The sequence below is a fragment of the Actinoplanes sp. NPDC023801 genome (assembly GCF_040639655.1).
Lineage (GTDB): Bacteria > Actinomycetota > Actinomycetes > Mycobacteriales > Micromonosporaceae > Actinoplanes.
Map to the genome: position 1 here is coordinate 128,672 of NZ_JBFAAI010000006.1, position 20,606 is coordinate 149,277.

Annotated in this window: 21 protein-coding genes; 6 read left to right on the forward strand and 15 right to left on the reverse strand. The window is 70.2% G+C overall.

The annotated features are described in order from the left end of the window. Window positions 1-59: 59 nt before the first annotated feature. Window positions 60-545, forward strand: a complete 486-nt coding sequence (locus AB0G04_RS14275; RefSeq protein WP_360981945.1) for a MarR family transcriptional regulator — start codon at window positions 60-62, stop codon at window positions 543-545. A 13-nt stretch (window positions 546-558) separates the two neighbouring features. On the opposite strand, the gene AB0G04_RS14280 is transcribed toward AB0G04_RS14275, so the two are convergent. The 12 genes from AB0G04_RS14280 to AB0G04_RS14335 form a co-directional block, all read right to left on the reverse strand. Continuing rightward, on the reverse strand, window positions 559-1,716 hold the full coding sequence (locus AB0G04_RS14280) for an acyl-CoA dehydrogenase family protein (protein ID WP_360981947.1): 1,158 nt from the start codon (window positions 1,714-1,716) through the stop codon (window positions 559-561). A gap of 225 nt (window positions 1,717-1,941) precedes the next feature. Then, window positions 1,942-3,264 carry a chaplin family protein gene (locus tag AB0G04_RS14285; RefSeq protein WP_360981949.1) on the reverse strand — a complete coding sequence of 441 codons (1,323 nt, stop codon included), beginning with the start codon at window positions 3,262-3,264 and terminating at the stop codon, window positions 1,942-1,944. A gap of 293 nt (window positions 3,265-3,557) precedes the next feature. Further along, complete coding sequence (locus AB0G04_RS14290; protein ID WP_360981951.1) at window positions 3,558-3,983, reverse strand: hypothetical protein; 426 nt, start codon at window positions 3,981-3,983, stop codon at window positions 3,558-3,560. Between the two features lie 220 nt (window positions 3,984-4,203). Next, window positions 4,204-4,809, reverse strand: a complete 606-nt coding sequence (locus tag AB0G04_RS14295) for a helix-turn-helix domain-containing protein (protein ID WP_360981953.1) — start codon at window positions 4,807-4,809, stop codon at window positions 4,204-4,206. Window positions 4,810-4,841: 32 nt separating this feature from the next. After that, window positions 4,842-7,637, reverse strand: a complete 2,796-nt coding sequence (locus tag AB0G04_RS14300) for a tetratricopeptide repeat protein (RefSeq protein ID WP_360981955.1) — start codon at window positions 7,635-7,637, stop codon at window positions 4,842-4,844. Beyond that, window positions 7,634-9,388, reverse strand: coding sequence for an HSP90 family protein (locus AB0G04_RS14305; protein WP_360981957.1), 1,755 nt, complete (start codon window positions 9,386-9,388; stop codon window positions 7,634-7,636). Before AB0G04_RS14305 ends, AB0G04_RS14300 begins: the two co-directional genes overlap by 4 nt. Before the next feature lie 118 nt (window positions 9,389-9,506). Further along, window positions 9,507-10,130: a hypothetical protein gene (locus AB0G04_RS14310; protein WP_360981959.1), complete on the reverse strand. Its 624-nt coding sequence runs from the start codon at window positions 10,128-10,130 to the stop codon at window positions 9,507-9,509. Beyond that, the gene (locus AB0G04_RS14315; RefSeq protein ID WP_360981961.1) at window positions 10,127-11,602 is read right to left on the reverse strand and encodes a hypothetical protein; all 1,476 of its coding nucleotides are present in this window, start codon (window positions 11,600-11,602) and stop codon (window positions 10,127-10,129) included. Before AB0G04_RS14315 ends, AB0G04_RS14310 begins: the two co-directional genes overlap by 4 nt. Beyond that, a complete protein-coding gene (locus tag AB0G04_RS14320; RefSeq protein WP_360981963.1) occupies window positions 11,599-12,459 on the reverse strand; it encodes an ABC transporter ATP-binding protein in 861 nt (286 codons plus the stop codon). The genes AB0G04_RS14315 and AB0G04_RS14320 overlap by 4 nt, the downstream gene beginning before the upstream one ends. Further along, the gene (locus AB0G04_RS14325; RefSeq protein WP_360981965.1) at window positions 12,456-13,289 is read right to left on the reverse strand and encodes a zf-HC2 domain-containing protein; all 834 of its coding nucleotides are present in this window, start codon (window positions 13,287-13,289) and stop codon (window positions 12,456-12,458) included. Before AB0G04_RS14325 ends, AB0G04_RS14320 begins: the two co-directional genes overlap by 4 nt. Further along, window positions 13,286-13,846: an RNA polymerase sigma factor gene (locus AB0G04_RS14330; RefSeq protein ID WP_360981967.1), complete on the reverse strand. Its 561-nt coding sequence runs from the start codon at window positions 13,844-13,846 to the stop codon at window positions 13,286-13,288. Before AB0G04_RS14330 ends, AB0G04_RS14325 begins: the two co-directional genes overlap by 4 nt. An 86-nt stretch (window positions 13,847-13,932) precedes the next feature. Continuing rightward, the gene (locus tag AB0G04_RS14335) at window positions 13,933-14,832 is read right to left on the reverse strand and encodes a sulfurtransferase (protein ID WP_360981969.1); all 900 of its coding nucleotides are present in this window, start codon (window positions 14,830-14,832) and stop codon (window positions 13,933-13,935) included. A 74-nt stretch (window positions 14,833-14,906) separates the two neighbouring features. Here AB0G04_RS14335 and AB0G04_RS14340 point away from each other — a divergent pair, with 74 nt between their 5' ends. From AB0G04_RS14340 to AB0G04_RS14355, 4 genes are read left to right on the forward strand one after another with little or no spacing between them, the layout of a single operon-like run. Continuing rightward, window positions 14,907-16,640, forward strand: coding sequence for a proline--tRNA ligase (locus tag AB0G04_RS14340; RefSeq protein WP_360981971.1), 1,734 nt, complete (start codon window positions 14,907-14,909; stop codon window positions 16,638-16,640). Window positions 16,641-16,672: 32 nt separating this feature from the next. After that, complete coding sequence (locus AB0G04_RS14345) at window positions 16,673-17,065, forward strand: CBS domain-containing protein (protein ID WP_360981973.1); 393 nt, start codon at window positions 16,673-16,675, stop codon at window positions 17,063-17,065. A gap of 42 nt (window positions 17,066-17,107) precedes the next feature. Continuing rightward, a complete protein-coding gene (locus AB0G04_RS14350) occupies window positions 17,108-17,551 on the forward strand; it encodes a SufE family protein (protein ID WP_360981975.1) in 444 nt (147 codons plus the stop codon). A 1-nt stretch (window position 17,552) separates the two neighbouring features. Next, window positions 17,553-18,194 carry a DsbA family oxidoreductase gene (locus AB0G04_RS14355; protein ID WP_360981977.1) on the forward strand — a complete coding sequence of 214 codons (642 nt, stop codon included), beginning with the start codon at window positions 17,553-17,555 and terminating at the stop codon, window positions 18,192-18,194. Between the two features lie 37 nt (window positions 18,195-18,231). On the opposite strand, the gene AB0G04_RS14360 is transcribed toward AB0G04_RS14355, so the two are convergent. Then, window positions 18,232-18,783, reverse strand: coding sequence for a YbaK/EbsC family protein (locus AB0G04_RS14360; protein WP_360982295.1), 552 nt, complete (start codon window positions 18,781-18,783; stop codon window positions 18,232-18,234). A gap of 187 nt (window positions 18,784-18,970) precedes the next feature. On the opposite strand from AB0G04_RS14360, the gene AB0G04_RS14365 reads away from it, so the two are divergent. Next, window positions 18,971-19,402, forward strand: a complete 432-nt coding sequence (locus AB0G04_RS14365; RefSeq protein ID WP_360981979.1) for a hypothetical protein — start codon at window positions 18,971-18,973, stop codon at window positions 19,400-19,402. On the opposite strand, the gene AB0G04_RS14370 is transcribed toward AB0G04_RS14365, so the two are convergent. Then, window positions 19,288-19,803, reverse strand: a complete 516-nt coding sequence (locus AB0G04_RS14370; RefSeq protein ID WP_360981981.1) for an NUDIX hydrolase — start codon at window positions 19,801-19,803, stop codon at window positions 19,288-19,290. The two genes, AB0G04_RS14365 and AB0G04_RS14370, sit on opposite strands and share 115 nt — an antisense overlap. Window positions 19,804-19,896: 93 nt before the next feature. Next, a complete protein-coding gene (locus tag AB0G04_RS14375; protein WP_360981983.1) occupies window positions 19,897-20,568 on the reverse strand; it encodes a DUF6461 domain-containing protein in 672 nt (223 codons plus the stop codon). Window positions 20,569-20,606: the final 38 nt, after the last annotated feature.

Genomic DNA, 20,606 nt, shown 5'->3' on the forward strand with positions numbered 1-20,606 from the left:
CGGAGCAACTATATGCTCGACAATATTCCTCCTGTCAAGTGCCTGCTAGAGTTGGACACGTGAACAAGGACCTGGACGACCCACGCCTCACCGCAGTCGGACTGCTCGCCGAGGCGTACACGGGATTGATGAACCGGCTCTCCGCGCAGTTCGAGGAGCATCGCCTGTCACAGGTGGAGTTCGAGGTGCTGATGCGGCTCGCCCGGTCCCCCGGCCACCACCTGCGGATGACCGACCTGGCCGGCCAGACCACACTCTCGACCAGCGGCGTCACCCGCGTCGTCGACCGGATGGAACGCAGTGGCCTCGTCCGCCGCGAGGCGTGTCCCAGCGACCGCCGCAGCTCCTACGCGGTGATCACCGACTCCGGCATGCAGCGGCTCTCCGACGTCCTGCCGGGCCACCTCGAGCTGGTCCAGCGGTGGTACGTGGGCCTGCTGCCCGAGCAGAAACTGGCCGAGCTGCTCGACTCGCTGCGCACCATCCGCGACGCGGTCAACCCATGCGCAACGGCGGGCAGTGCGGAAACCGCACTGCCCGCCTGACGATCTTCGCCGGTTACAGCCCGAGGCCCCGGGCGATGAGCATGCGCTGCACCTCGGACGTGCCCTCGCCCACCTCGAGGATCTTGGCGTCCCGGTAGAACCGGCCCACCGCCGACTCGTTCATGAAGCCGTAGCCGCCGTGCACCTGGGTGGCCCAGCGGCTGTTCTCCATGGCCGCGTTGCTGGCGTTCAGCTTGGCGATCGCCGCGTACCGCTTGAAGTCCTCGCCGGCCAGCATCCGCGAGGCGGCGTCGTAGTAGCCGAGCCGGGCCGTGTGCGCACGCAGGTCCATGTCGGCGATGAGGAACTTGACCGCCTGGTAGTCGCTGATCGGGTGCCCGAAGGCGTTGCGGTTCTTCGCGTAGGTCACCGACTCGTCCACACAACCCTGAGCCAGGCCGACCGAGAGGGCCGCGATCGCGATCCGGCCCTCGTCGAGGATGCGCAGGAACTGGGCGTACCCGCGGCCGCGTTCGCCGAGCAGGTTGGCAGCCGGCACCCGCACGTCGTCGAAGAACAACTCGTGGGTGTCCGAGGCGCACCAGCCGACCTTGGAGTACCCGGGCGCCACGGTGAACCCGGGCGTCCCGGAGGGCACGATGATGGTCGACAGCTCCTTGCTGCCGTCCGGGTTCGTACCGGTCACCGCCATGACGTTGACCAGGCAGGTGATGTCGGTGCCGGAGTTCGTGATGAACGCCTTCGTCCCGTTGATGACCCATTCGTTCGTGCTCTCGTCGAGCACCGCCCGGGTCAGCGTCCCGGACGCGTCCGAACCCGCGCCCGGCTCGGTGAGACCGAACCCGGCGAGCGCCTCACCGCTGGTCAGCCGCGGCAGCCACTGCTTGCGCTGCTCGTCGCTGCCGAACCGGTAGATCGGCATGGCGCCGAGGGAGACCGCCGCCTCCAGCGTGATCGCGACCGAACTGTCCACCCTGGCCAGTTCCTCCAGAGCCAGGCAGAGCGCGAAGTAGTCGCCGCCCATCCCGCCGTGCTCCTCGGGGAAGGGCAGCCCGAAAAGGCCCATACTGCCCATCTGGCGAATGACTTCGTACGGGAAGGTCTTCTTCTCGTAGTGCTCGGCGATGACCGGTGCGACCTGCTCGCGGGCGAACTGCCGCACGCTGTCCCGCAACTCCTCGTACTCTTTGTCGAGCCGGAAGTCGACCATCTCAACCCCGCATCCGCATCCGACGGCGCAAACCTTAACGAACGTTAGGCTATCTCACGCTGTGGACGGCGGCAATGCCGGACGGGAGCCCCCAGGCACTGGGGACTCCCGCCCGTTTTCACTGCTACCGACACCGTGGAGTGGTGCCGGCGGTCATCGGCGCCAGAGGGAGCCGATGCGAGTCGCGCCCGGGACCGGCGCAACCCGATCTGCCGCTGCGCCGGGTCAGCGCAGCGTGTTCAGCAGGTCCAGACCACCGAGGCCGGCGGAGCCGAAGCCGCCGAGGTTGCGGGTCAAGCCCGTCGACGGGGACTTCTCGGCGCTGCGGCCACCGACCTTGTCGCCGTACTTGTCCGGGCTCACGTAGCCCTTGTCGTCGTCGACGGCCGGGTACTCGTCGGCCGGGACCTCGTCCGCGGGGTACTCGTCGGCGTCGCCGGCCGGGTACTCGTCGTTGCCGCGGTTGCCGCCCTGGCCGTACCCGCCCTTGTCGCCCTTGACGTCACCGTCGTTGTAGCCGCCCTGGTCGCCGCGGACGTCGCCGTCCTTGTCGCCGCAGTCGTCCTTGACGTCGCCGTGGTGGCCCTTCCAGTCGTCGCAGTCGTCACCGAGCGGGTAGCCCGGGTAGACCGGCTGGACCGGGATGAGCGGCTTCACCCACTGCACCGGCTTCTGGTACGCCATGCCGCCGCCGACCTGGTTCGCGCAGGCACCGAACGCGCTGGCGTAGCCGAGCACACCGAGCGAGTTGCCGCACGCGTTGACCGGAACGGTGATCGGCGCCGCGAACTGGCTGCCGTTCAGGGTGCCGTGGTTACCCCAGCTGGCCTGGTTGGCCGCAGCGGCCGGCCACACCCACGAACCGCTCTCGGTCCGCTTGGCGGCCTTCTTGCCCTTGCTCTCGGCCAGGTGCGGGGCCTTGCGGGCGAAGTTCGGGCCCACCTGGTTGGCGCAGGCGCCGAAGGAGCTGGCACCGCCGACCAGGGCAAGCGAGTTGCCGCACGCGTTGACCGGGATGGTGACCGGCACAGCCACCTGAGTGCCGTTGAGCGTGCCGTAGTTGCCGAAGCTGACCTGGTCGGTGCCGCTGCCACCGAAGCCGCCGACGCCGCCCCAGCCGTTCTCGGTCACCTTGGTGCTCTCGACCCGGTTGGCGGAGACGCCGGTGGCGCTCGCCTTGCCGCCGACCGCGGCCGCGTTGCCGGACACGTTCACCGGAACGGTGACCGGAACCGCGACCTGGGTGCCGTTCAGAGTGCCCTTGTTCTGGAACGAGGCCTGACGGGTCCCGGCGCCCTTGCGGCCGCTCTCGACCTGGTTGGCGCCGACACCGAAGCTCTGCGCCTGGCCCAGGACACCGGCCGAGTTGCCGACCAGGTTCACCGGCACGGTGACGGGGATGGCCACCTGGGTGCCGTTCAGGGTGCCGAAGTTGCCGAACGTGGCCTGGTCGACGTCGGCCTGCGCCATGGCGGCCGGCGCGAGCAGCAGAGCGCCGGCGGCGAGGACGCCGACACTCAGAGTCTTACGAACCCAAGTCTTCTTCATTAGAAAAGGGATGCCTTTCACAAATGGTCAACAATGAAATCCGCGTATTCAGTTGGTTCCCGTTTTCGGGCGCAGCGGTGCCATGGCGCGGATTCTCCAGCCCTGGCTCCGCTTGTCGACGTGCGCCCACGAGGTGACGCTTCGAGCTGCGGGAAGTGAAGCCTTCGAGCCTTCGTACGATTCGCCGCCTGTTCGCAAGCGGTTGGGGAATCGCGCGGCCCGGACGCGCTACAAAGCGTCGGCGAGGTGTGGCGATGCCACTGGTGTCAGGCGAGACGGCCGGATCGGTCCCGTCATCGCCGAGGATGTCCCGGTGGCGGCTCGCCGGCGCCGGCCGGGCGGCCGGGGCCTGCCGGTGAGCCCGGCACCCGTGCCGGAGCCTCCGGCGGAGTACCCGCCGGCGGCTCGGTCATGGTTCGTGTCGCGGCCGCCGACGGCGCGGGCAGCGCTCGGTCGCCCACCGTTGCCCCGCTGGTGCGCGGGGGTGCGGCCGACGTGCGCTGCAGCGCGCCGGCGGACTCCGGCGGCTGGGCGGCCGCTTGCAGGAGTTCACCGACCGCGGGTGCGCATCGGGCCACCGTCGCGACATGTTGCGTACGGCGCTCCGCCCGCCGCTCCGCCCCCTGGCTGTGGGACGGCATGAGCGGGGAGCCGCCGTGGGTGATCGCCGAGGACCGGCGTGCCGATCGGCTCGTCGCCGCGGCCTCCCGATCCGTCATGATCTGCCCCTCGTCGTCGATACGGTGACCGATCAGACCTGTTCACTACGAACATCCGGAACAGGGGGGTATTGGTCACTCGGTATTGGTAACGACGCGAGCAAGCGGAAAGTCACGCGCACAAATCAGAAAAATGATCGCAGGAAAGAGCACGAAGAAAGCTCGACAGCAACTCCCGGCTCACCAGGCATTCCGGCCCGATAAAACGCACCCGGATCGATCAGTGGCCGATCAAAGCGTGGATCGTGGCGTCCCGCAACAGGGCGGCACGCCGCACCCGGTCGACCTCACCGCCCAGGAACGGCGTCGAGTTCATCAGACCGAACGCCGCGTGCGCGAGCACCCGGGCCTCCGGCGCGGGCAGCTCCGGGCGCAGCCGGGACAGCACGCTCACCCACTCCTCGACATAGAGCCGCTGCAGGCGCCGGATCTGCCGGCGCGGATCCTCCGGCAGCCGGTCCAGCTCATGCAGGTGCAGGGCGATGACCGCGGGATTGGCCAGCGCGAAGTCGACATGGAAGTCGATCAGGTCGGCCAGCGCCGCCTGCGCGTCCTCCGGATGCCTGGCGACCCGTTCCTTGCCGCCCTCCAGCAGGCCCTCGCTGACCGGGATCAGCGCGGCGACCAGCATCGCTTCCTTGCCCGCGAAGTGGTGATAGAGGGCTGGGCCGGTGACGCCGGCAGCCGAGCCGATGTCGTCCATCGACACACCGTGGTAGCCGCGGGAGGCGAACAGGCCCACCGCGATCTCCAGAATCTCGTCGCGGCGCGACCGCCGCCTCGGCGCCGGCGGGGTGGTCCGGTGCCGCTGATCTACCGTCGTCACCTGGCAACTGTAACCCGATGTCAAGACCTCACTTAACGGTCGTTCAGCCCGGTCATCGCCTTGTGGACCTCGTCATACAGCCCGGTGGCCAGATCCCGGGTCGGCGCATCCGGCCGCATCCGCTTCAGCAGCGCGCTCAGGACCCGCTCCGCCTCCACCGCGGAGCCGGACCGGAACAGCGCTTCGGCCAGCATGCCCTCCACCCGATCGGCATCGTCGGTGGCTCCGATCCCGCGCAGACTCTCGGGCGCTCCGGACAGGTGCGGCACGGCCTCGGCATAGCGTCCGCGGCGCATCAGCAGGTTGCCGATCTCGAAGGCGAAGACCGCCCGGTCCCAGATCACCGGCGGTTCGGCGGCAAGTTCGGCAGGCAGTTCCGAATACCGGCGGGCGGCCAGCTCGATGACCTCCTCGGCCTCGGGCACCTCGTCCGCGTAGTTCAGTGCCATCAGGCGCCGGCGCAGCACGCGCAGCTCGGCCGCCGGGTCACCGGCCTCGCGCAACGCCTCAGCAGCCGCCCGGAACGTCAGCGCGGCCTCGCTGTCCCGGTCCAGGTCGTAGAGCAGCTCACCGGCCAGCTCGGCGACCTGGCCACGACCGGCCGGATTGTCAGCCAACCTCTCGACCAGGTCCCGGTAGATCATCAGCGCCCGGTCGGTGTCACCCAGGTCGCGGTAGACGGCGGCGAGTAGGAAGCGGGTGTTGCCGGCCGGCTCCTCGAGACCCCGGCGCTCGAAACCGAGCAGTGCCTCCTCGGCCACCTCGGCCGCCTCGGCCGGGCGGTCCGCCTGGTGATAGGCCTGCGCCAGCTCCTGCCGGGCGAACAGACCGTGCTCCTCGGCGCCGGATTCCGCACAGAACGCGACCGCCTCGACGAAGTCGGCGATGGCCTCCTCGGCACGGCCCAGGTGCAGCAGTGCCCGGCCCCGCCGGATCCGGGCCGGCAACGCCGCACCGACCAGGCCGAACGCCAGCGGCACCCCGAGCGCGGCAACGATCTCCGCCGGATCGTCGGTGATCTGACCGAAGACCATCGCCGCCTCGGCGTGCTCCTGGTCCGGCCCGTGGTCGGCATAGAACGCCAGCGCCGCCCGGGCCGCGGTCAGCGCCTCGTCCCGGCGACCCGCCATCGCCCGCAGCTGTGCCCGCGCCATCGCGTGATAGGCCACGAGCCGGGGTTCGCCGGCCTCCGCCGCGGCCCGGTCGGAGCGATCGGCCGTGTCGTTCGCCTCCTCGAGACGGTCCGTCATCCGGTACGCCTGTGACAGCCGGAACAGAGCCGCCGCCCGGCTCTCCGGGTCGCCCTGCTCCTGCTGCACCGTCACGTCGGCCTCGACCGTGGCGAGCACCTCAGCCGTCAGCCCGTCGTTCTGGGCCAGGTACAACGCCAGCCGGGCCCGCATCGCGCTGGCCCGGGCCGTGTCGCCGGCTGAGGAGAACAGCTCGGTTGCCCGCTCCCATGCCGTCGCCGTCTCCGCGGTCGCCTCGTCCGGCAGGACGAAGCCACGCATCGCCCAGAGCCGGGCCGCGAGCGCCGGATCGCCGGGCTCGGCGAATCTGGCGTCGTAGGCGGTCAGGATCGCACGCAGCGCGTCCGTCCGGTCGCCGCGGAAGTGCTGCTCGGCCAGCTCGATCAGTTCGGCCGCCGTCGCCGTGTCGCCGATCTCCGGCAGCGGCTCGGCCCGGGGTGCCGGCACCGGCTCCGGTTCCGGCGCCACGGCCCGGCGCGCCGTCGGGGAGAGCGGGACATGTACGCCGTACGGCTCGGCGGACATCACGGACCTGATCACGTCGCTCTGATGGCCGGTGCCGTTGCGGGCGTCGAACCGGGCCGCCAGGTCCAGCGCGAACGTCTCGAGTTCCCCGGCCAGGTCAGCTGCCGTCGCGTCGGCCCGGTCGGCCCGGCGCACCGGGGTGTCACCGTGCCCGATCGCGGTGAGCCGGCGAAGCAGCTGCACCGCGCTCGCGGCGAAGTTCATCGCGGCCGCCGGCGAGGGCGCGCGATCCAGCCAGTCGATGTGCCGCTGCAGGATCTCCAGACCGCGGTGCTCGTTGCCGGTACGGGCGCAGAAGCCGATGTGGTCGCCAATGCCCCACAGGTCGGCCAGGTTGTTGCGCTCGACCAGATAGGACCGGCGATGGGCGTCGGCCGCCTCGGACAGCCGGCCGGTCCGCAGGTAGACCACCATCAGCTCGCTCAGAATGCTCTGCGGCTGCTCGGAGCACGACAGGTCACCGGCGAGAACCGGCGCGGCCAGCTCGGCCGCCTCCTCGAAACGGCCGTCGGCGACGAGGTGGCTGACAAGCGTGGTGGGGTCACATCCGGCGCAGTCGGAGAGCCGGTTGCGCGGCGCGGCCTGCCATTTCCGGAACCACTCCTCGGCTTCCTCGGTCCGCCCGATGTGCGAGGCGACCAGGTAGCGGTGCTTGTAGACCGGCTGCAGGCCGTGGCCGCTCTCCCTGTACCGCCGTTCCATGTCGTCGAGAACCGCATAGGTGCGTTCCAGGGGCAGCTCGGGGAACCTGGTCATCGAGTGGACCATGTTCTTGAACAGCCACAGCAGGTTGTGCGTCCCGCCTTCGTGGTACGGGCTCGGGTTCCGATCGAAATCGGCCACGCACCAGGAGAAGGACGGGAAGGCCCGGACCGGTTCGCCGCCGTAGATGTAGGCGGTGGTGGCGAACAGGCGGGCATAGAACCTCAGGGCCGGATCGTCGGCCGTGTCCACATGCCGGAGAAGCTCGTCGACCAGGGCGATCTGGGCAGCGCCGTAGGGCATCTGCCGGGCCTCACCGAGCAGCTGCCAGAGATCCTGTGCGGTCTTCATCGGGATCCTTCCTCGGGCACGGCCCGGTCGAGCAGACCCAGGAACGACGTGGTGAGCAGCGCCGCGTCGGACGGGCGGATCGGATGGTGGCCGAGCAGAAGCGCCTGCCCGTAGAGCGATTCCACGGCGAGACCGGCCAGCTCGGCGTCACCGAGCGCGGCCACCCGGCGGATCAGCGGATTACGGTGGTTGAGCACCAGCTGCGGCCGGTCCGTCGGAACCGTCCGGGACAGCGCGTCGAGCACTCCGCCCCACAGGTCGTCGGCCTTGTCGCGGCTCGCGGTGAACTCGTCGTTGAACGCCGCCGCCCGGCTGACCAGATAGAGCGCCGGCAGGGTGACCGGGTCGAAGGCCCGCACCACGACCTCGCACCCGAGACGGTCCAGCCGGCGCTGGGCGGCCGCCAGGAACGGGCGCATCTGCAGCTCGGCCTCGGCGTCCACAGTGGTGAACCGGGTGGTCAGGTCCGTCGGGTCGAGCCGTTCCGCCCGGACCTCGCCGTCGATCGAGGCCAGCCGCTGGATCAGCTCGGCGTCGTAGACGTAACCGCCGTTGATCAGACCCATGTCCTGAGCCGCCGCGACCCCGGCGAGCTGCCGGAACTCGTCGGCGGTCGCGGCATAACGCAGGACGCCGTGCCGGGACCGGAACTCGGCGAGGGTGACCTCACCCATGTTCGTCTGCATCGGGTACCACTGCTCGACCAGGCGAAGCATCTCGTCGTCGTGGAGGGCCAGTGCCTTCACGCCGAGATGGTGGATACTCAGGAACTCACCGAGGCGACGCGGGTCGGTCGTCGACAACCGCATCAGCCAGCCACGCAGCTGGTCGGCGATGGCCTCCCGGGTCTCGGTGAGCATGCCGTCGTCGTAGAGGGCCTCGCGGCTCGCGGTCGGACGCAGCTCGGTGCTGTCGACGACGCAGCGGGCGAAGAACGCCCAGTCCGGCAGCAGGCCCTCGATGCTCTCGGAGAGCAGCATGCGCTTGAGGTAGACCCGGTGACCGCCACGGCTGGCGGGATTGACCGGGGTGGGCAGCACGAACGCGGCGCCGGTCAGGCCGGCGGCGGGCACGTTCAGCTCGATCACGTCGAACGGGTGGAAGCCGAGGGTGCGTTCCGCGTATGCCAGGCGGGACTCGGTCGGCAGCTCCCACGGCAGCGTGCCGGCGGTGATCCGCCGGCCGTCGACGGTCACCGTGACCGGCAGCAGGGAGCCATAGGTGCGGGCCAGATCGGTCACCGTCTCGCCGGTCAGGAACTCCTCGGCACCGCGGCGCGGCATCAGGGTGACCGTGGTGCCGGGCTCACGCTCAGCGCCGGGACCGACGGTGTAGCGGCCGTCGGAGAACCCGGTCCAGAGAACCGGACTGGCGCCGTCCCGCCTGGTGTGCACCCGGATCTCGTCAGCGACGAGGAAGCAGGACAGCAGGCCGATGCCGAACTGGCCGAGGAACTCGTGGCGGGCGAACCCCAGCTCGTCACGTTTGGAGCTGCGGCCGATGGTGGCGAGCAGTTCGTGCACCTGCGCCTCGGTCAGGCCGATGCCGTTGTCGTCGATCCGCAGCGTGCCGTCACCGGTGCCGGTGCTCGAGACGACCGACACCACGCCGGAGTGCGCGGGGCCGAGCGCGGTGATCGCGTCGACGGCGTTCTGCAGCAGCTCGCGGACGTAGACGCGGGGGCTCGCGTAGAGGTGGTGGCTGAGCAGGTCGACAATGCCCCGCAGGTCGACCTGGAACGTGTTGCTCACGGGCGGCACGGTACCGGGTGGCACCGACAAAATCAGACCGATATCGCTTTGTGGATCATCGAGTTTCGCTGACCGCGACGGCCCCCGTCGCCTCACCGTCGCGGTCAGAGATCCACCGTCAGGCGCGGCCGGCGCGCACGGTCTCCCGGTTGGCGGCCAGCAGAACGATCACGACCAGCACCAACGCGACCGGCCAGGAGCGTTGCGCGGTGGTCCAGTCGGTGGTGGCCGGCGGCGGCCAGGGGGAGCCGCGCCCGATGAAGAACAGGGTGCCGACCAGCGCGACGCACTGTGCCAGCGGACCGGCCAGGCCGCCCAGGGCATCGTCCCGATGACGGGCCGCCACCGCCACGGCCGCCACCGGCAGCAGGCCACACACCGCGGCCTGGAGGATCACGAACCCGTGCGGCCAGGTCACCGCCGGTCCGGCGATCTGCCGGACGGTCATGTACAGCCCGGCCCAGATGATGACCGCGGGCATCAGCGGTATGGCGATCCGCAGCCACTGCCGGCGCCATCGCGCCACCGGTGTGACCAGTGTGGACGCCATCAGATCCGGCAGGGCGAAGCCGACGGCCGCGCCGAGTACCGCGGCCGCGAGCCGCAGACCGGCCAGGACCATGGTGACCCGCGGCTCCGACTGCAGGGCCGGGAACTGCAGAGCCACGGCGAGCAGCACCGCCATCAGGAAGGTCCAGCCCGGCATCGTCCGGACCAGGTGCGACGCGAGCAACCGGGTCACCGGCAGACCCCGCGGTCGTCCGACGTCGTCGACCCCTCCATCGGAGGCGCCGGCTCGGACGGGATCGGCGGCGGGGTGATCGTCACGCCGAGAGCGGCCAGCGGGGTGGCCGCCGGGTCGAGTACCCCGGACCAGTGCGCGGCGAGATGGCTCTGCACCTCCGCACGGGGCTTGGCCAGCAGGACCTCCGCGGCCTGACGCTCGGCATCGCCGTAGCGGATCCGGGGCACGGTCAGCCCCTTGCCCGGCGCGGCCTGTTCCAGCAGCCACAGGGCGACCACGGTCCGGTGCTGGCCCGATCCGTCGCAACTGCGCCAGTTCTCCGGGTCGTCCCGCCGGAGCAGCCCCACGGCGGTCGCCGCGTAGTCGCGCGTCAACCGCACCCGGGAGTCCTCCGCCCAGCTGCCGACCCGCCCCCAGGTGTCACCGACCCGCAGTTCCGGATGTCCCGCCTGCATCGGCACCAGGTTGTCGGAGGTGCTGATCTGCCGGATCGACGGCCGCTGCGCCCCGGCCGGCAGCAGGTCGGCCACCGGTTCGGCTGCCTCACGCCAGTACGGGATCCACGCCCCATATCCGTCGAGGGCGCAGTAACGAACCTCCTCGTGTGTCCGGCAGTCCAGGGTCTCGGGGGCGACGTACTTCATGACCTCCTCCGTGTGGATCGCGTCCGGAGTCTCGGCGGCCTCCCGCTGGACCGCGAATCCGGCGAGCAGGATCGCCAGCACGGTGACCGTGATCGCGCTTCTCGGCGCGGCCGGACGGCAGTTGGCCGCGATGACCGCGACCAGTACGCCGACGAGGTACAGCAGGTGCCACCCGGTGGGACGGGGCAGTCCGAAGTTCCAGTTGACATGCACCACCGGCCAGAGGTGGGTCATGACGCTTTGTGGATCGTTCGGCACGAAGATGAACATGAACATGACGGCGACCAGGACGACCACGGCGAGTGGACCGGCCGCGACACCGGGCAGAGCCCGGCCGATCAGCACACCGATTCCGGCGCCGATGGCCGGGATGACGATCAAGGTGAGGGCGACCCACGGGTCGTACGGCCCGACCGGCCAGGTGGGAAGCAGAAGCAACAACTCAGCGAGACAGGCCACCGCGCCGGCGACGGCCGCGATGGGCACCGTCACCAGGAGGGCGAGGCCACGCCTGCCGGGGCCGGCCGGAAGGGTACGGGTGCTCTCCTCGGCGCCGGCACGACGATCACGGCCGGCGGCGAGGTGCCCGGCCATCAGCAGCCAGGCCGCGAGCAGCATCGAGGCCACGCCGGCGTTCTCGTGGAAGGTCTCCCAGGACGGCATCCGCGTCCACATCCAGGCGACGCCGAGCGCGACGGTCAACAGGGTGCCGATCCAGAGCAGCGGGCTGCGCCACATCCGCCGGGCCTCCGCTCGGGCCAGCGCGATCGTCGCCGTCCGCGCAGTCGGGGCCGGGCGCTCGATGCGTTCCGCCGTCACCGTCATCGGATCGCCTCGGTGACCGCGACGTTGCCGAGCAGCAGCAGATATCCGTCCTCGATGGACGGCCGCGCGGCCTCCGCCCCGTCCGGCTGCCGGCCCAGCGTCCGGTAGAGCCCGTCCGCGTTGCGCCAGTACGCCGCGTTGCCCTGCGGCGGCGTCTCGGAGAGCCACACCTGCCCCTCGGCGACCTGGGCCAGGTCGCGCGGGCCGCCCTCGAAGACGACCCGGCCGCCGCTCATCACCACGACCCGTTCGCAGAGGGCGCCGACGTCCTCGGTCTGGTGGGTGGAGAGCAGGACCGTACGCCGTTCACCGAGCCGCGAGATCAGTGCCCGGAACAGCATTCGCTGCTCCGGGTCGAGCCCGACCGTCGGCTCGTCCAGGATCACCAGCTCCGGGTCACCGAGCAGCGCCTGCGCCAGGCCGAGCCGCTGCCGCATGCCACCGGAGAGCTTGCGCACCTTGGTCCTGGCACGGTCGGTGAGTTCGACCTCGTCGAGCACCCGCCGCACCTCGGCACGCCGTTGCCGCCTGTCGGTGATCTCCTTCAGGACGGCCACGTAGTCGAGCAGGGCGTACGCCGTGAAGTTCGGATAGAGGCCGGGATTCTGCGGCAGGTAGCCGATCCGGCGCCGCACCTCGGTACGCTGCGCCGCCACCGCCGGGTCGAGGCCGTGGACCCGGATCGTCCCGGTGTCCGGGCCGAGCGCGGTGGCCAGGCAGCGCAGCAACGTGGTCTTGCCGGCTCCGTTCGGCCCGAGCAGGCCGGTCACACCCACCCCGATCGACAGATCGACGGAGTCGAGCGCGGTGGTTCGGCCATAGCGTTTGCCGAGGCCCTGAAGGGTCACGGTGGTCATCGGCTCTCCCCGAGGTCGAAGCGGCGGCGCCGCTGGATCAGGACGGCCACGGACACTGCCGCGGCCAGCAGATAGGCGAGTTGGGCGTCCGGCCCGAAGACGGACGGCACGAACAGGTCCCCGGTGGTGCCGGCGACGATCAGGACAGCGGTGAGCCAGAGCGTGCCGAGAGCACCGGCCGCGAACGGCAGGGTCAGGCTGGTGGCCAGCGCGAGCGTTCCGGTGCAGAGCAGCAGCGCCGGCAGGAGCCAGGCCACCGCGTACCACCCGGGGCCGGGCAGCAGCACGGCGGCGATTCCCGCCATCACGACGGCGACGCCGATCACCGACACGGCACGCCACAGCACCAGGGCCGGCCCGGCGGCCGGTGTGGTCCCGGTGATCTCGTGCATCGGGTCGGCGGGCGGGCCGTAAGCACCCGAGACGGCGGTCACCGGCAGGATCGGCGCCAGCACCAGGAAGGTCTGGCCGATCAGGTGCGAGCCGTCGCGTCCGAGCCAGGCCGCCACGACCGCGAGCGCCAGCACCGCGGACGTGGCGAGCAGCCACGACCAGCGCAGCGCCGGCGTGGCGGTGAGCAGCCGCAGACGGTGTCCGGGCAGCCCGGCACGGGTGAGCAGCCGTGCGATCGGGCTGACGCGCGGGGCGTGGATCTCGTCGAAGACCGCCGACCAGTTGCCGTCCAGCCAGGCGGGGTCGGCCGGCACCTGGCCACGGCAGTCGGCGCAGCTCAGCATGTGTGCCTCGACCGCCATGACGCGGCTCGGCACGAGGGTGCCGTTCTCGTATTGTTCGAGCAGGCCCGGGTCGACGTGCCAGTCGGTGGTCATGTGAGCAGCTCCCTCAGCCTGGTCCGGGCCCGCATCAGCCGGGTTTTCGCGGTGCCCTCGGGAATGCCGAGCAACTTCGCGGCCTCGCGCACCGAGAGGCCGTCGAGGGCGGTCGCCTCGATCAGCCGGCGCAGTTCGGGGGAGAGCCGGTCCAGTGCCGGGCCCAGGGCACCGTGCTCCACGCCGAGCAGCACCAGCTCCTCGGCGGACGGGGTGGTGGTGACGTCCGGAAGGTCGTCGGCGGGGCCGCTCAGCCAGCGGTGCGCCGGTCCCCGCAATGCCGAGAGCAGGCGGCGGACGGCGATGGTCCAGAGCCAGGCCGCCGCGTCGGCTGTCGTCTCCTCGTACCGATGGGAGTCTTTCCAGACCGCGACGAACGTGTCCTGGATCGCCGCGTCGACCACGTCGGGATCGCCGCAGCGCCGGCGCAGCCGGGCGCGCAGCCAGCCGGCATGCCGGTGGTGCAGCAGGCGCAGCGCCGCGGTCTCCCCAGCGGCGATCGCGCGCAGCAACTCGGCGTCGCTGCTCTGGTCGCTGACCGGTCTTCTCGCTCGCACATCTGGACTATCGCCGACGGACCGGAAATCGGTTCATGCAAAAACGGCGCTGCCCGGAGGCAGCGCCGTTTCCTTGTTCCGGACCGTCAGCTCAGGCCGCCGGGCTCGGACCCCTTCGCGATCGGGGCCCGGACCAGGTTGCCCCACTCGGTCCACGAGCCGTCGTAGTTGCGGACCTGTGGATAACCGAGCAGGTAGCGCAGCACGAACCAGGTGTGGCTGGACCGCTCGCCGATACGGCAGTAGGCGATGATGTCGTCCGCCGATTCCAGGCCGAGTTCGTCACGGTAGATCTTGACCAGTTCGTCGTGCGGCTTGAACGAGCCGTCCTCGTTCGCTGCCGACTTCCAGGGCTTGCTCACCGCGCCCGGGATGTGCCCGCCGCGCAGCGCACCCTCCTGAGGGTAGGCCTCCATGTGGGTCAGCTCGCCCGTGTACTCCTGCGGCGATCGGACGTCGACCAGCGGCCGCCCGCTGGAGATGTGGCCCATCACCTGGTCCCGGAACGCCCTGATCTCGGCGTCGTTACGCACCGGCACCGGATAGTCGGCGGCCGGACGGAGGGTCTTCTCCCTGGTCAGAGTGCGGCCCTCGGCGGCCCACTTCTGCCGGCCGCCGTCCAGCAGCCGTACGTCACGATGGCCGAACAGGCTGAAGACCCACAGCGCGTACGCCGCCCACCAGTTGAAGTTGTCGCCGTAGAAGACGATCGTGTCGTCGCGGCCGATGCCCTTGGCGGCACACATCGCCGCGAACGCCGCCGGGTCGAGGTAGTCCCGGCTGATCTGGTCGTTGAGTTCCAGATGCCAGTCCACCTTGACCGCGCCGGGGATGTGACCGGTGTCGTAGAGCAGCACGTCCTCGTCCGACTCGACGACCACCAGGCCGGGAGTGTCCAGGTTCGCAGCGAGCCACTCGGTGGTGACCAGTTTGTCGGGATGCGCGTACGCCTGCAGCGCCTGCGCCGGATCGTTGGCAACGGTCATGACTGTCACGCTAGCGCCTGTTCAGGGGGATATCCGGATGTCTTCCCCGTCACCTGTCCCTAAGCTCGGTTCCCATGCTGCTTCGGATGTCCACCTTGCTCCTCAGGACCCTGCGCGAGGAGCCAGCGGACGCGGAGGTGCCGAGTCATCGTCTCCTCCTTCGCGCCGGCTTCGTCCGTCGCGCGGCCCCGGGCGGCTACACCTGGCTCCCGCTGGGAAAACTGGTCCTCGACCGGGTCGTCGCCGTCGTCCAGGAGGAGATGTGGGCGGCCGGTGGACAGGAGATCTCCTTCCCCGCGCTGCTGCCCCGCGAGCCCTACGAGACGAGTGGCCGCTGGACGGAGTACGGCGACGACATCTTCACGCTGAAGGACCGACGTGGCGCGGATCACCTGCTCGCCCCGACCCACGAGGAGATGGTCACGCTGCTGGTGCAGGACATGACCGGCTCGTACCGGGACTTCCCGCTCCTGCTGTTCCAGATCCAGACCAAGTTCCGCGACGAGGCCCGGCCCCGGGGTGGCCTGCTGCGGGGGCGCGAGTTCCTGATGAAGGACGCCTACTCCTTCGACCTCACCGAGAACGGACTGATCGAGGCGTACGGCCGGATGCGTGCCGCCTATCAGCGGATCTTCGCCCGGCTCGGCCTGGACCACGCGATCGTCTCGGCGGTGTCCGGCGCGATGGGCGGCTCCGCCTCGGAGGAGTTCCTGGCCACCTCCGAGGTCGGCGAGGACACCTACGTCGGCTGCACGGCCTGTGACTACGCCGCCAACACCGAGGCCGTGACCACTCCGGCACCGCCGGCACGCGAGATCACCGCCGGGCCGCTGGAGGTGCACGACACCCCCGGCACACCGACCATCGCCTCCCTGGTCGATCTCGCCAACGAGCGCCGGCTCGGCGGCCGGTCCGACTGGACCGCGGCCGACACCCTGAAGAACGTGGTGGTCACCGTGCACCACCCCGGCCGCGATCCGGAACTTCTGGTGATCGGTCTGCCCGGCGACCGGGAGGTCGACCTGAAGCGGCTCGACGCGGCCCTGGCCCCGGCCACCGCGACGCTCTTCGACGACTTCGAATCCCGTCCCGACCTGGTCAAGGGGTACATCGGACCGCAGGACCTCAAGATCCGATATCTGGCGGATCCACGGGTCGCACCCGGCACCGCGTGGCTGACCGGCGCCAACGAGCCGGGCCGGCACGCCACCGGCGTGGTCTGCGGCCGGGACTTCACCCCTGAGGGCACGATCGAGGCGGCCGTCGTCCGGCCCGGCGATCCCTGCCCGGCCTGTGGAGCCGGCACCCTCTCGATGCGCCGCGGTATCGAGATCGGCCACATCTTCCAGCTCGGCCGCCGCTACACCGACGCGTTCAAGGTCGACGTCCTCGACTCCGGTGGCAAACCGGTCCGGCCCACGATGGGCTGCTACGGCATCGGGCTGTCCCGCGCGGTCGCGGCCATCGCCGAACAACACCACGACGACCGCGGTCTGACCTGGCCGGCCGCGATCGCACCGGCCGACGTGCACGTCGTGGCGGCCGGCAAGGACGGCCAGATCGAGGCCGCTCTCACCCTGGCGGGCACGCTGTCCGGGGCCGGGCTGCGGGTGCTCGTCGACGACCGGCCCAACGTCTCGGCCGGGGTCAAGTTCACCGATGCCGAGCTCATCGGCATCTCGCGGTGCGTCGTGGTGGGCCGCCGGCTTTCCGAGGGGTACGCCGAAGTGCGCGACCGCCGGACACAGGAACGAAGGGACGTCCCCCTTGTGGATGTGGCGCGTGTAATCACGGCGGGGCTCGGGTAACGGTGACTCAACGGCGGTGGAGAGGCAGAGGCATGGTCAGACTGGTCGCGGACGCCATGACCCGGAGGGTGGTCTACCTGCCGGAGGACACCCCCCTGGACGAGGCCGCTCAGGTGATGCGAGATCAGGGCATCGGCGATGTGGTCGTGACCCAGGGGCCGACGATGGCCGGCATCGTCACGGATCGCGACATCGTGGTGCGCGCGATAGCCGAGAAGCTCGACCCGGTGACCACCACCCTGGCCTCGATCTCCAGCCGGGAGCTCCTGATGATCGAGCAGAGCGCCACCGTGGAGGAGGCGGTCCAGGCGATGCGCGACCGGGGCGTCCGCCGTCTGCTGGTCTGTGACGCGGACCGCAAACTGGTCGGGATCCTCAGTCTCAGCGACATCGCCCTGATGCCCACCTCCTCGGCGGCGGCCTGAGCGGAGCGGTCGATACGGTGATCGACGCGTAGGGTCGATGTCGTGAGTGACATGCCGCCGAAGCTGGCTGAAATCGTCGACGACTTCGCCTCCGCTCCTCGCGAGGTCGTACTGGAGATGCTGCTCGAGTTCGCCGACGCGGTGCCGCCGCTGCCCGCGGACCTGGCCGGGCACGAGGGCATGGAGCAGGTTCCGGAGTGTCAGACGCAGTTCTTCCTCAAGGCGATCGTGCAGCCGGACGGTACGGTCGTGACGCACTTCGACTGTCCGCCCGAGGCACCGACCACTCGCGCGTTCGCCGGCATTCTCGCGGAGGGCCTGGCCGGTGCCACCGCGGCGGAGGTCCTGGGCGTACCCGCTGATCTGTATGCCCGGATGGGTCTCGCGCAGGCGATCAGCCCGTTGCGGGTGCGTGGCGGCACGGCGGTCCTGGCACGCCTCAAGCGGCAGGTCGCCGAGCAGGCCACCCCCCTCATAGCGGAGTGACGTGGATATTCAGGTCTGGTCCGACGTCATCTGCCCCTGGTGCTACATCGGCAGGACCCGGCTCGAGAGGGCACTGGCGGCCTTCGACGGAGCGGTGACGGTGACCTACCGGGCCTACCAGCTGAACGCCGCGCCCGCACCGGAGGCTCGTCCGATCAAGCAGGTGATGATCGAGAAGGTCGGCGACCCGGCCCGCACCGAGGAGATGTTCGCGCGGGTGACCGCCACCGGCGCGAGCGAGGGGCTGGCCCTCCACCTCGACCGGGCGATCGCCGCCAACACCTTCGCCGCACACCGGCTGATCGCCTGGGCGGCGATCCGGGAACGGCAGGCGGACATGCTCGACGCGCTGCAGCGGGCTCATTTCACCGACGGCATCGACATCGGGTCGCTACCGGCCCTTGCCACCATCGCCGGATCGATCGGCCTGGACGCCGCGAACGCGCTGACTCATCTGCAATCAGCGGCCGGGACCAGCGCGGTGCGTACCGACCTCGAGGAAGCGCGGGCGCTCGGGATCAGCAGCGTCCCGACCCTCGTCGTCGACGGCAAGTACATCGTGCCGGGCGCCCAGGAATCGGGCACCCTGCTCGCCGCGTTCGAGGAGATCACCCGACGCGAGGCCGCCAACGCCGGTCTATGAGGTTTCACGTGAAACGACATAGACGAACGTCGCGACGTCAGGCTGTCTCGCGGGCGAGTCCTTCGATGACCTCCGCGCCGGGCAGGACACCGAGCGCCGGGCCGGCGATGGCGATCTTGCTGTGCCGCACTCCGGAGCCGATGATCACGTGCGGGATGGCGACCACCCGGCTGTCCACCAGGACCGGCCAGTCGACCGGAAGCCCGATCGGGGTGATGCCGCCGTACTCCATCCCGGTCAGCGACACCGCGTCGTCCATCGGCGCGAAGCTGGCCTTACGGACGTCGAGATGACGACGGACCACACCGTTCACATCGGCACGCGTCGTGGCCAGAACGATGCAGGCCGCATACCTCGTGACCCCGCCACGGCTGCCGGCGACGATCACACAGTTGGCCGACTCGGCCGGCTCCACCCCGTACGCCTCGCAGAACGCCGCCGTGTCCGCCAGCCCGGGATCGATCGGAGCGACCAGCACGTGGTCGGCGTCGATCGGGCCTTCCGGCGACCAGACCGCCAATGCTTTGGCGACCGGCGGAGCCAACAGGTCCGGACGGGTCTGAGCAATCTCGGTCTGCAGGCTTCCCATCATGCCGCCATCCTTACCCACTTGGACGGCGAGTGATGACAGGGCCGCACTAGCGTCTGTTTCTCCCCGGCGCAGCCGAATCGGCATGTGTGAACCCGCCCACGGCCGGACCGCTCCTGGAAAGGGCTCAGATTCGGCCCGATCATGCCGATCGTCAGAGGTTGTGAAGGACCGTCGACAAGCACGCGTGGGGACCATCAGTGGTCTCGCGTTGATGACCGGTGCCACCGCACTGGTGGCGGTTTCCGGAGGACATCACTCGGTCTTCGCGGTCCTGTTGCTCGGCTTCCTGGCAATGGTGATGGCGCACGCGCTCGTCGTCGAGATCCAACGTCAGGCGCGGCGCCGGTCCCAGATCAGCTGGCACCGGACCGACACGGTCAACACCGTCCTGCTCGCCTGCTGGACGCTGATCGCGGCCGCCACCACCACGGCACCGTTCACACCCCCGCCGGTCCGCACCCTCGGCCTTCTGCTGGCCGCCGGGTACGCCGCGGCCTGCGTCTACTTCGTGGTGGAGCGCCGTCGCGCCGTCGCGGTCGCGTCGCCGCTCCGGCCGGAGTCCGAACCGGCAGTCGAATCCAGCGATCCGCTGGCCGGCTCGACCCCGTCAGCATGACCGGCGAGCGTCGGAAGCACGACCATCAGCGGCGGCACCGGCACGCCGCTGGTCTCGATCGGCAACTCCGGCACCGGCAGCCAGTCGACGCCGAGCTGCTCCGGCCCGAAGCCGTCGTCCTGCCCGACCCGTGGCTCCCCGTCCGCGACGGTCACCGCGAAGACCGACGTCATGCCCGACGGGTAGGGCATCTCCAGCACGTAGCGCGTGTCGCTGACGATCAGCCCGGTCTCCTCGAACACCTCGCGCCGGACGGCCTCCTCGGCCGTCTCACCGGGCTCCAGGCCGCCACCGGGAAGGGTCCACCACTCGCCGCCACCGGATCGCCGGCTCCGCTCGTGCACCATCAGCACACGGCCGTCCCGCACGATCACAGCGGCGGCCCGTCTTCGTTCGCTCACGACATGCAGGCTAACCGGCGCAACCCAGCAACGCAGGGTTCTGTCATTCCTCTGTGGATAACCGGCACATGCGAAGTAGGGGCAAATGCGTACCTACACCTGCGGAACGGTGACCAGCAGATACGTCATCTCCTCCACCCGCTCGGCGGTCAGCGCGACGCCGGTCCGTGCGGCCAGGAAGGTGAGTGCCGCCGCGGTGGGCTCGGCTGCCGCCGTACTCCCGGAAAGGCCCGCTGCCAGCAGATCCGGCCGGAACTCGTCCGGGCTGGACCCGGTGGGCCGATCCGGTGCCGACGTGTCCAGGTCCAGGGCGAGATCTCCGTCACGGAACACCATGAGACGCCCCGGACGACCACCACCACCGCGGTACGCGACGACCTCGCCACCGCCCGCTGACAACGGCTCCACGATCTTCCGCGTGATGCCGAGCGTCCCGTTGTCCTCGACGATCACCGACCAGTCATCGACGCGGCCGATCGCGATGAAGAACCGGCTCCGAACGCCCACCTCACCGTCTCCCGGCCCGATCACCCGGTGCCACTCGACGCGTTCCAGCTCCTCGCCGCCCAAGCGCTCGATCAGCGCGTACGGCTTGATGCCCCGCACCAGGGTGAAGCAGAACCCACTGGTCAGATCCTCGTTGCGGTCAGGCCAGCCGAAGTCGGGTACGGCAGAGGTCGAGGGGAGCGGCAATGCCGAACCGGGCGAACCACACCCGGCAACGGAAGCGAGCGACAGCAGGAGCAGGACCGAACGGCGTTTCACCCGACCAGTAGATCAAAGATCGATGGTCCGTAACGCCC

Bases quoted from the DNA above. Each gene is read 5' to 3' on its own strand.
- AB0G04_RS14360 (WP_360982295.1), bottom strand. From the start codon at position 18,783: ATGGGAAGCCTGCAGACCGAGATTGCTCAGACCCGTCCGGACCTGTTG.
- AB0G04_RS14320 (WP_360981963.1), bottom strand. From the start codon at position 12,459: ATGACCACCGTGACCCTTCAGGGCCTCGGCAAACGCTATGGCCGAACC.
- AB0G04_RS14285 (WP_360981949.1), bottom strand. From the start codon at position 3,264: ATGAAGAAGACTTGGGTTCGTAAGACTCTGAGTGTCGGCGTCCTCGCC.
- AB0G04_RS14280 (WP_360981947.1), bottom strand. From the start codon at position 1,716: ATGGTCGACTTCCGGCTCGACAAAGAGTACGAGGAGTTGCGGGACAGC.
- AB0G04_RS14340 (WP_360981971.1), top strand. From the start codon at position 14,907: ATGCTGCTTCGGATGTCCACCTTGCTCCTCAGGACCCTGCGCGAGGAG.
- AB0G04_RS14315 (WP_360981961.1), bottom strand. From the start codon at position 11,602: ATGACGGTGACGGCGGAACGCATCGAGCGCCCGGCCCCGACTGCGCGG.
- AB0G04_RS14300 (WP_360981955.1), bottom strand. From the start codon at position 7,637: ATGAAGACCGCACAGGATCTCTGGCAGCTGCTCGGTGAGGCCCGGCAG.
- AB0G04_RS14335 (WP_360981969.1), bottom strand. From the start codon at position 14,832: ATGACCGTTGCCAACGATCCGGCGCAGGCGCTGCAGGCGTACGCGCAT.
- AB0G04_RS14290 (WP_360981951.1), bottom strand. From the start codon at position 3,983: ATGACGGATCGGGAGGCCGCGGCGACGAGCCGATCGGCACGCCGGTCC.
- AB0G04_RS14325 (WP_360981965.1), bottom strand. From the start codon at position 13,289: ATGACCACCGACTGGCACGTCGACCCGGGCCTGCTCGAACAATACGAG.
- AB0G04_RS14345 (WP_360981973.1), top strand. From the start codon at position 16,673: ATGGTCAGACTGGTCGCGGACGCCATGACCCGGAGGGTGGTCTACCTG.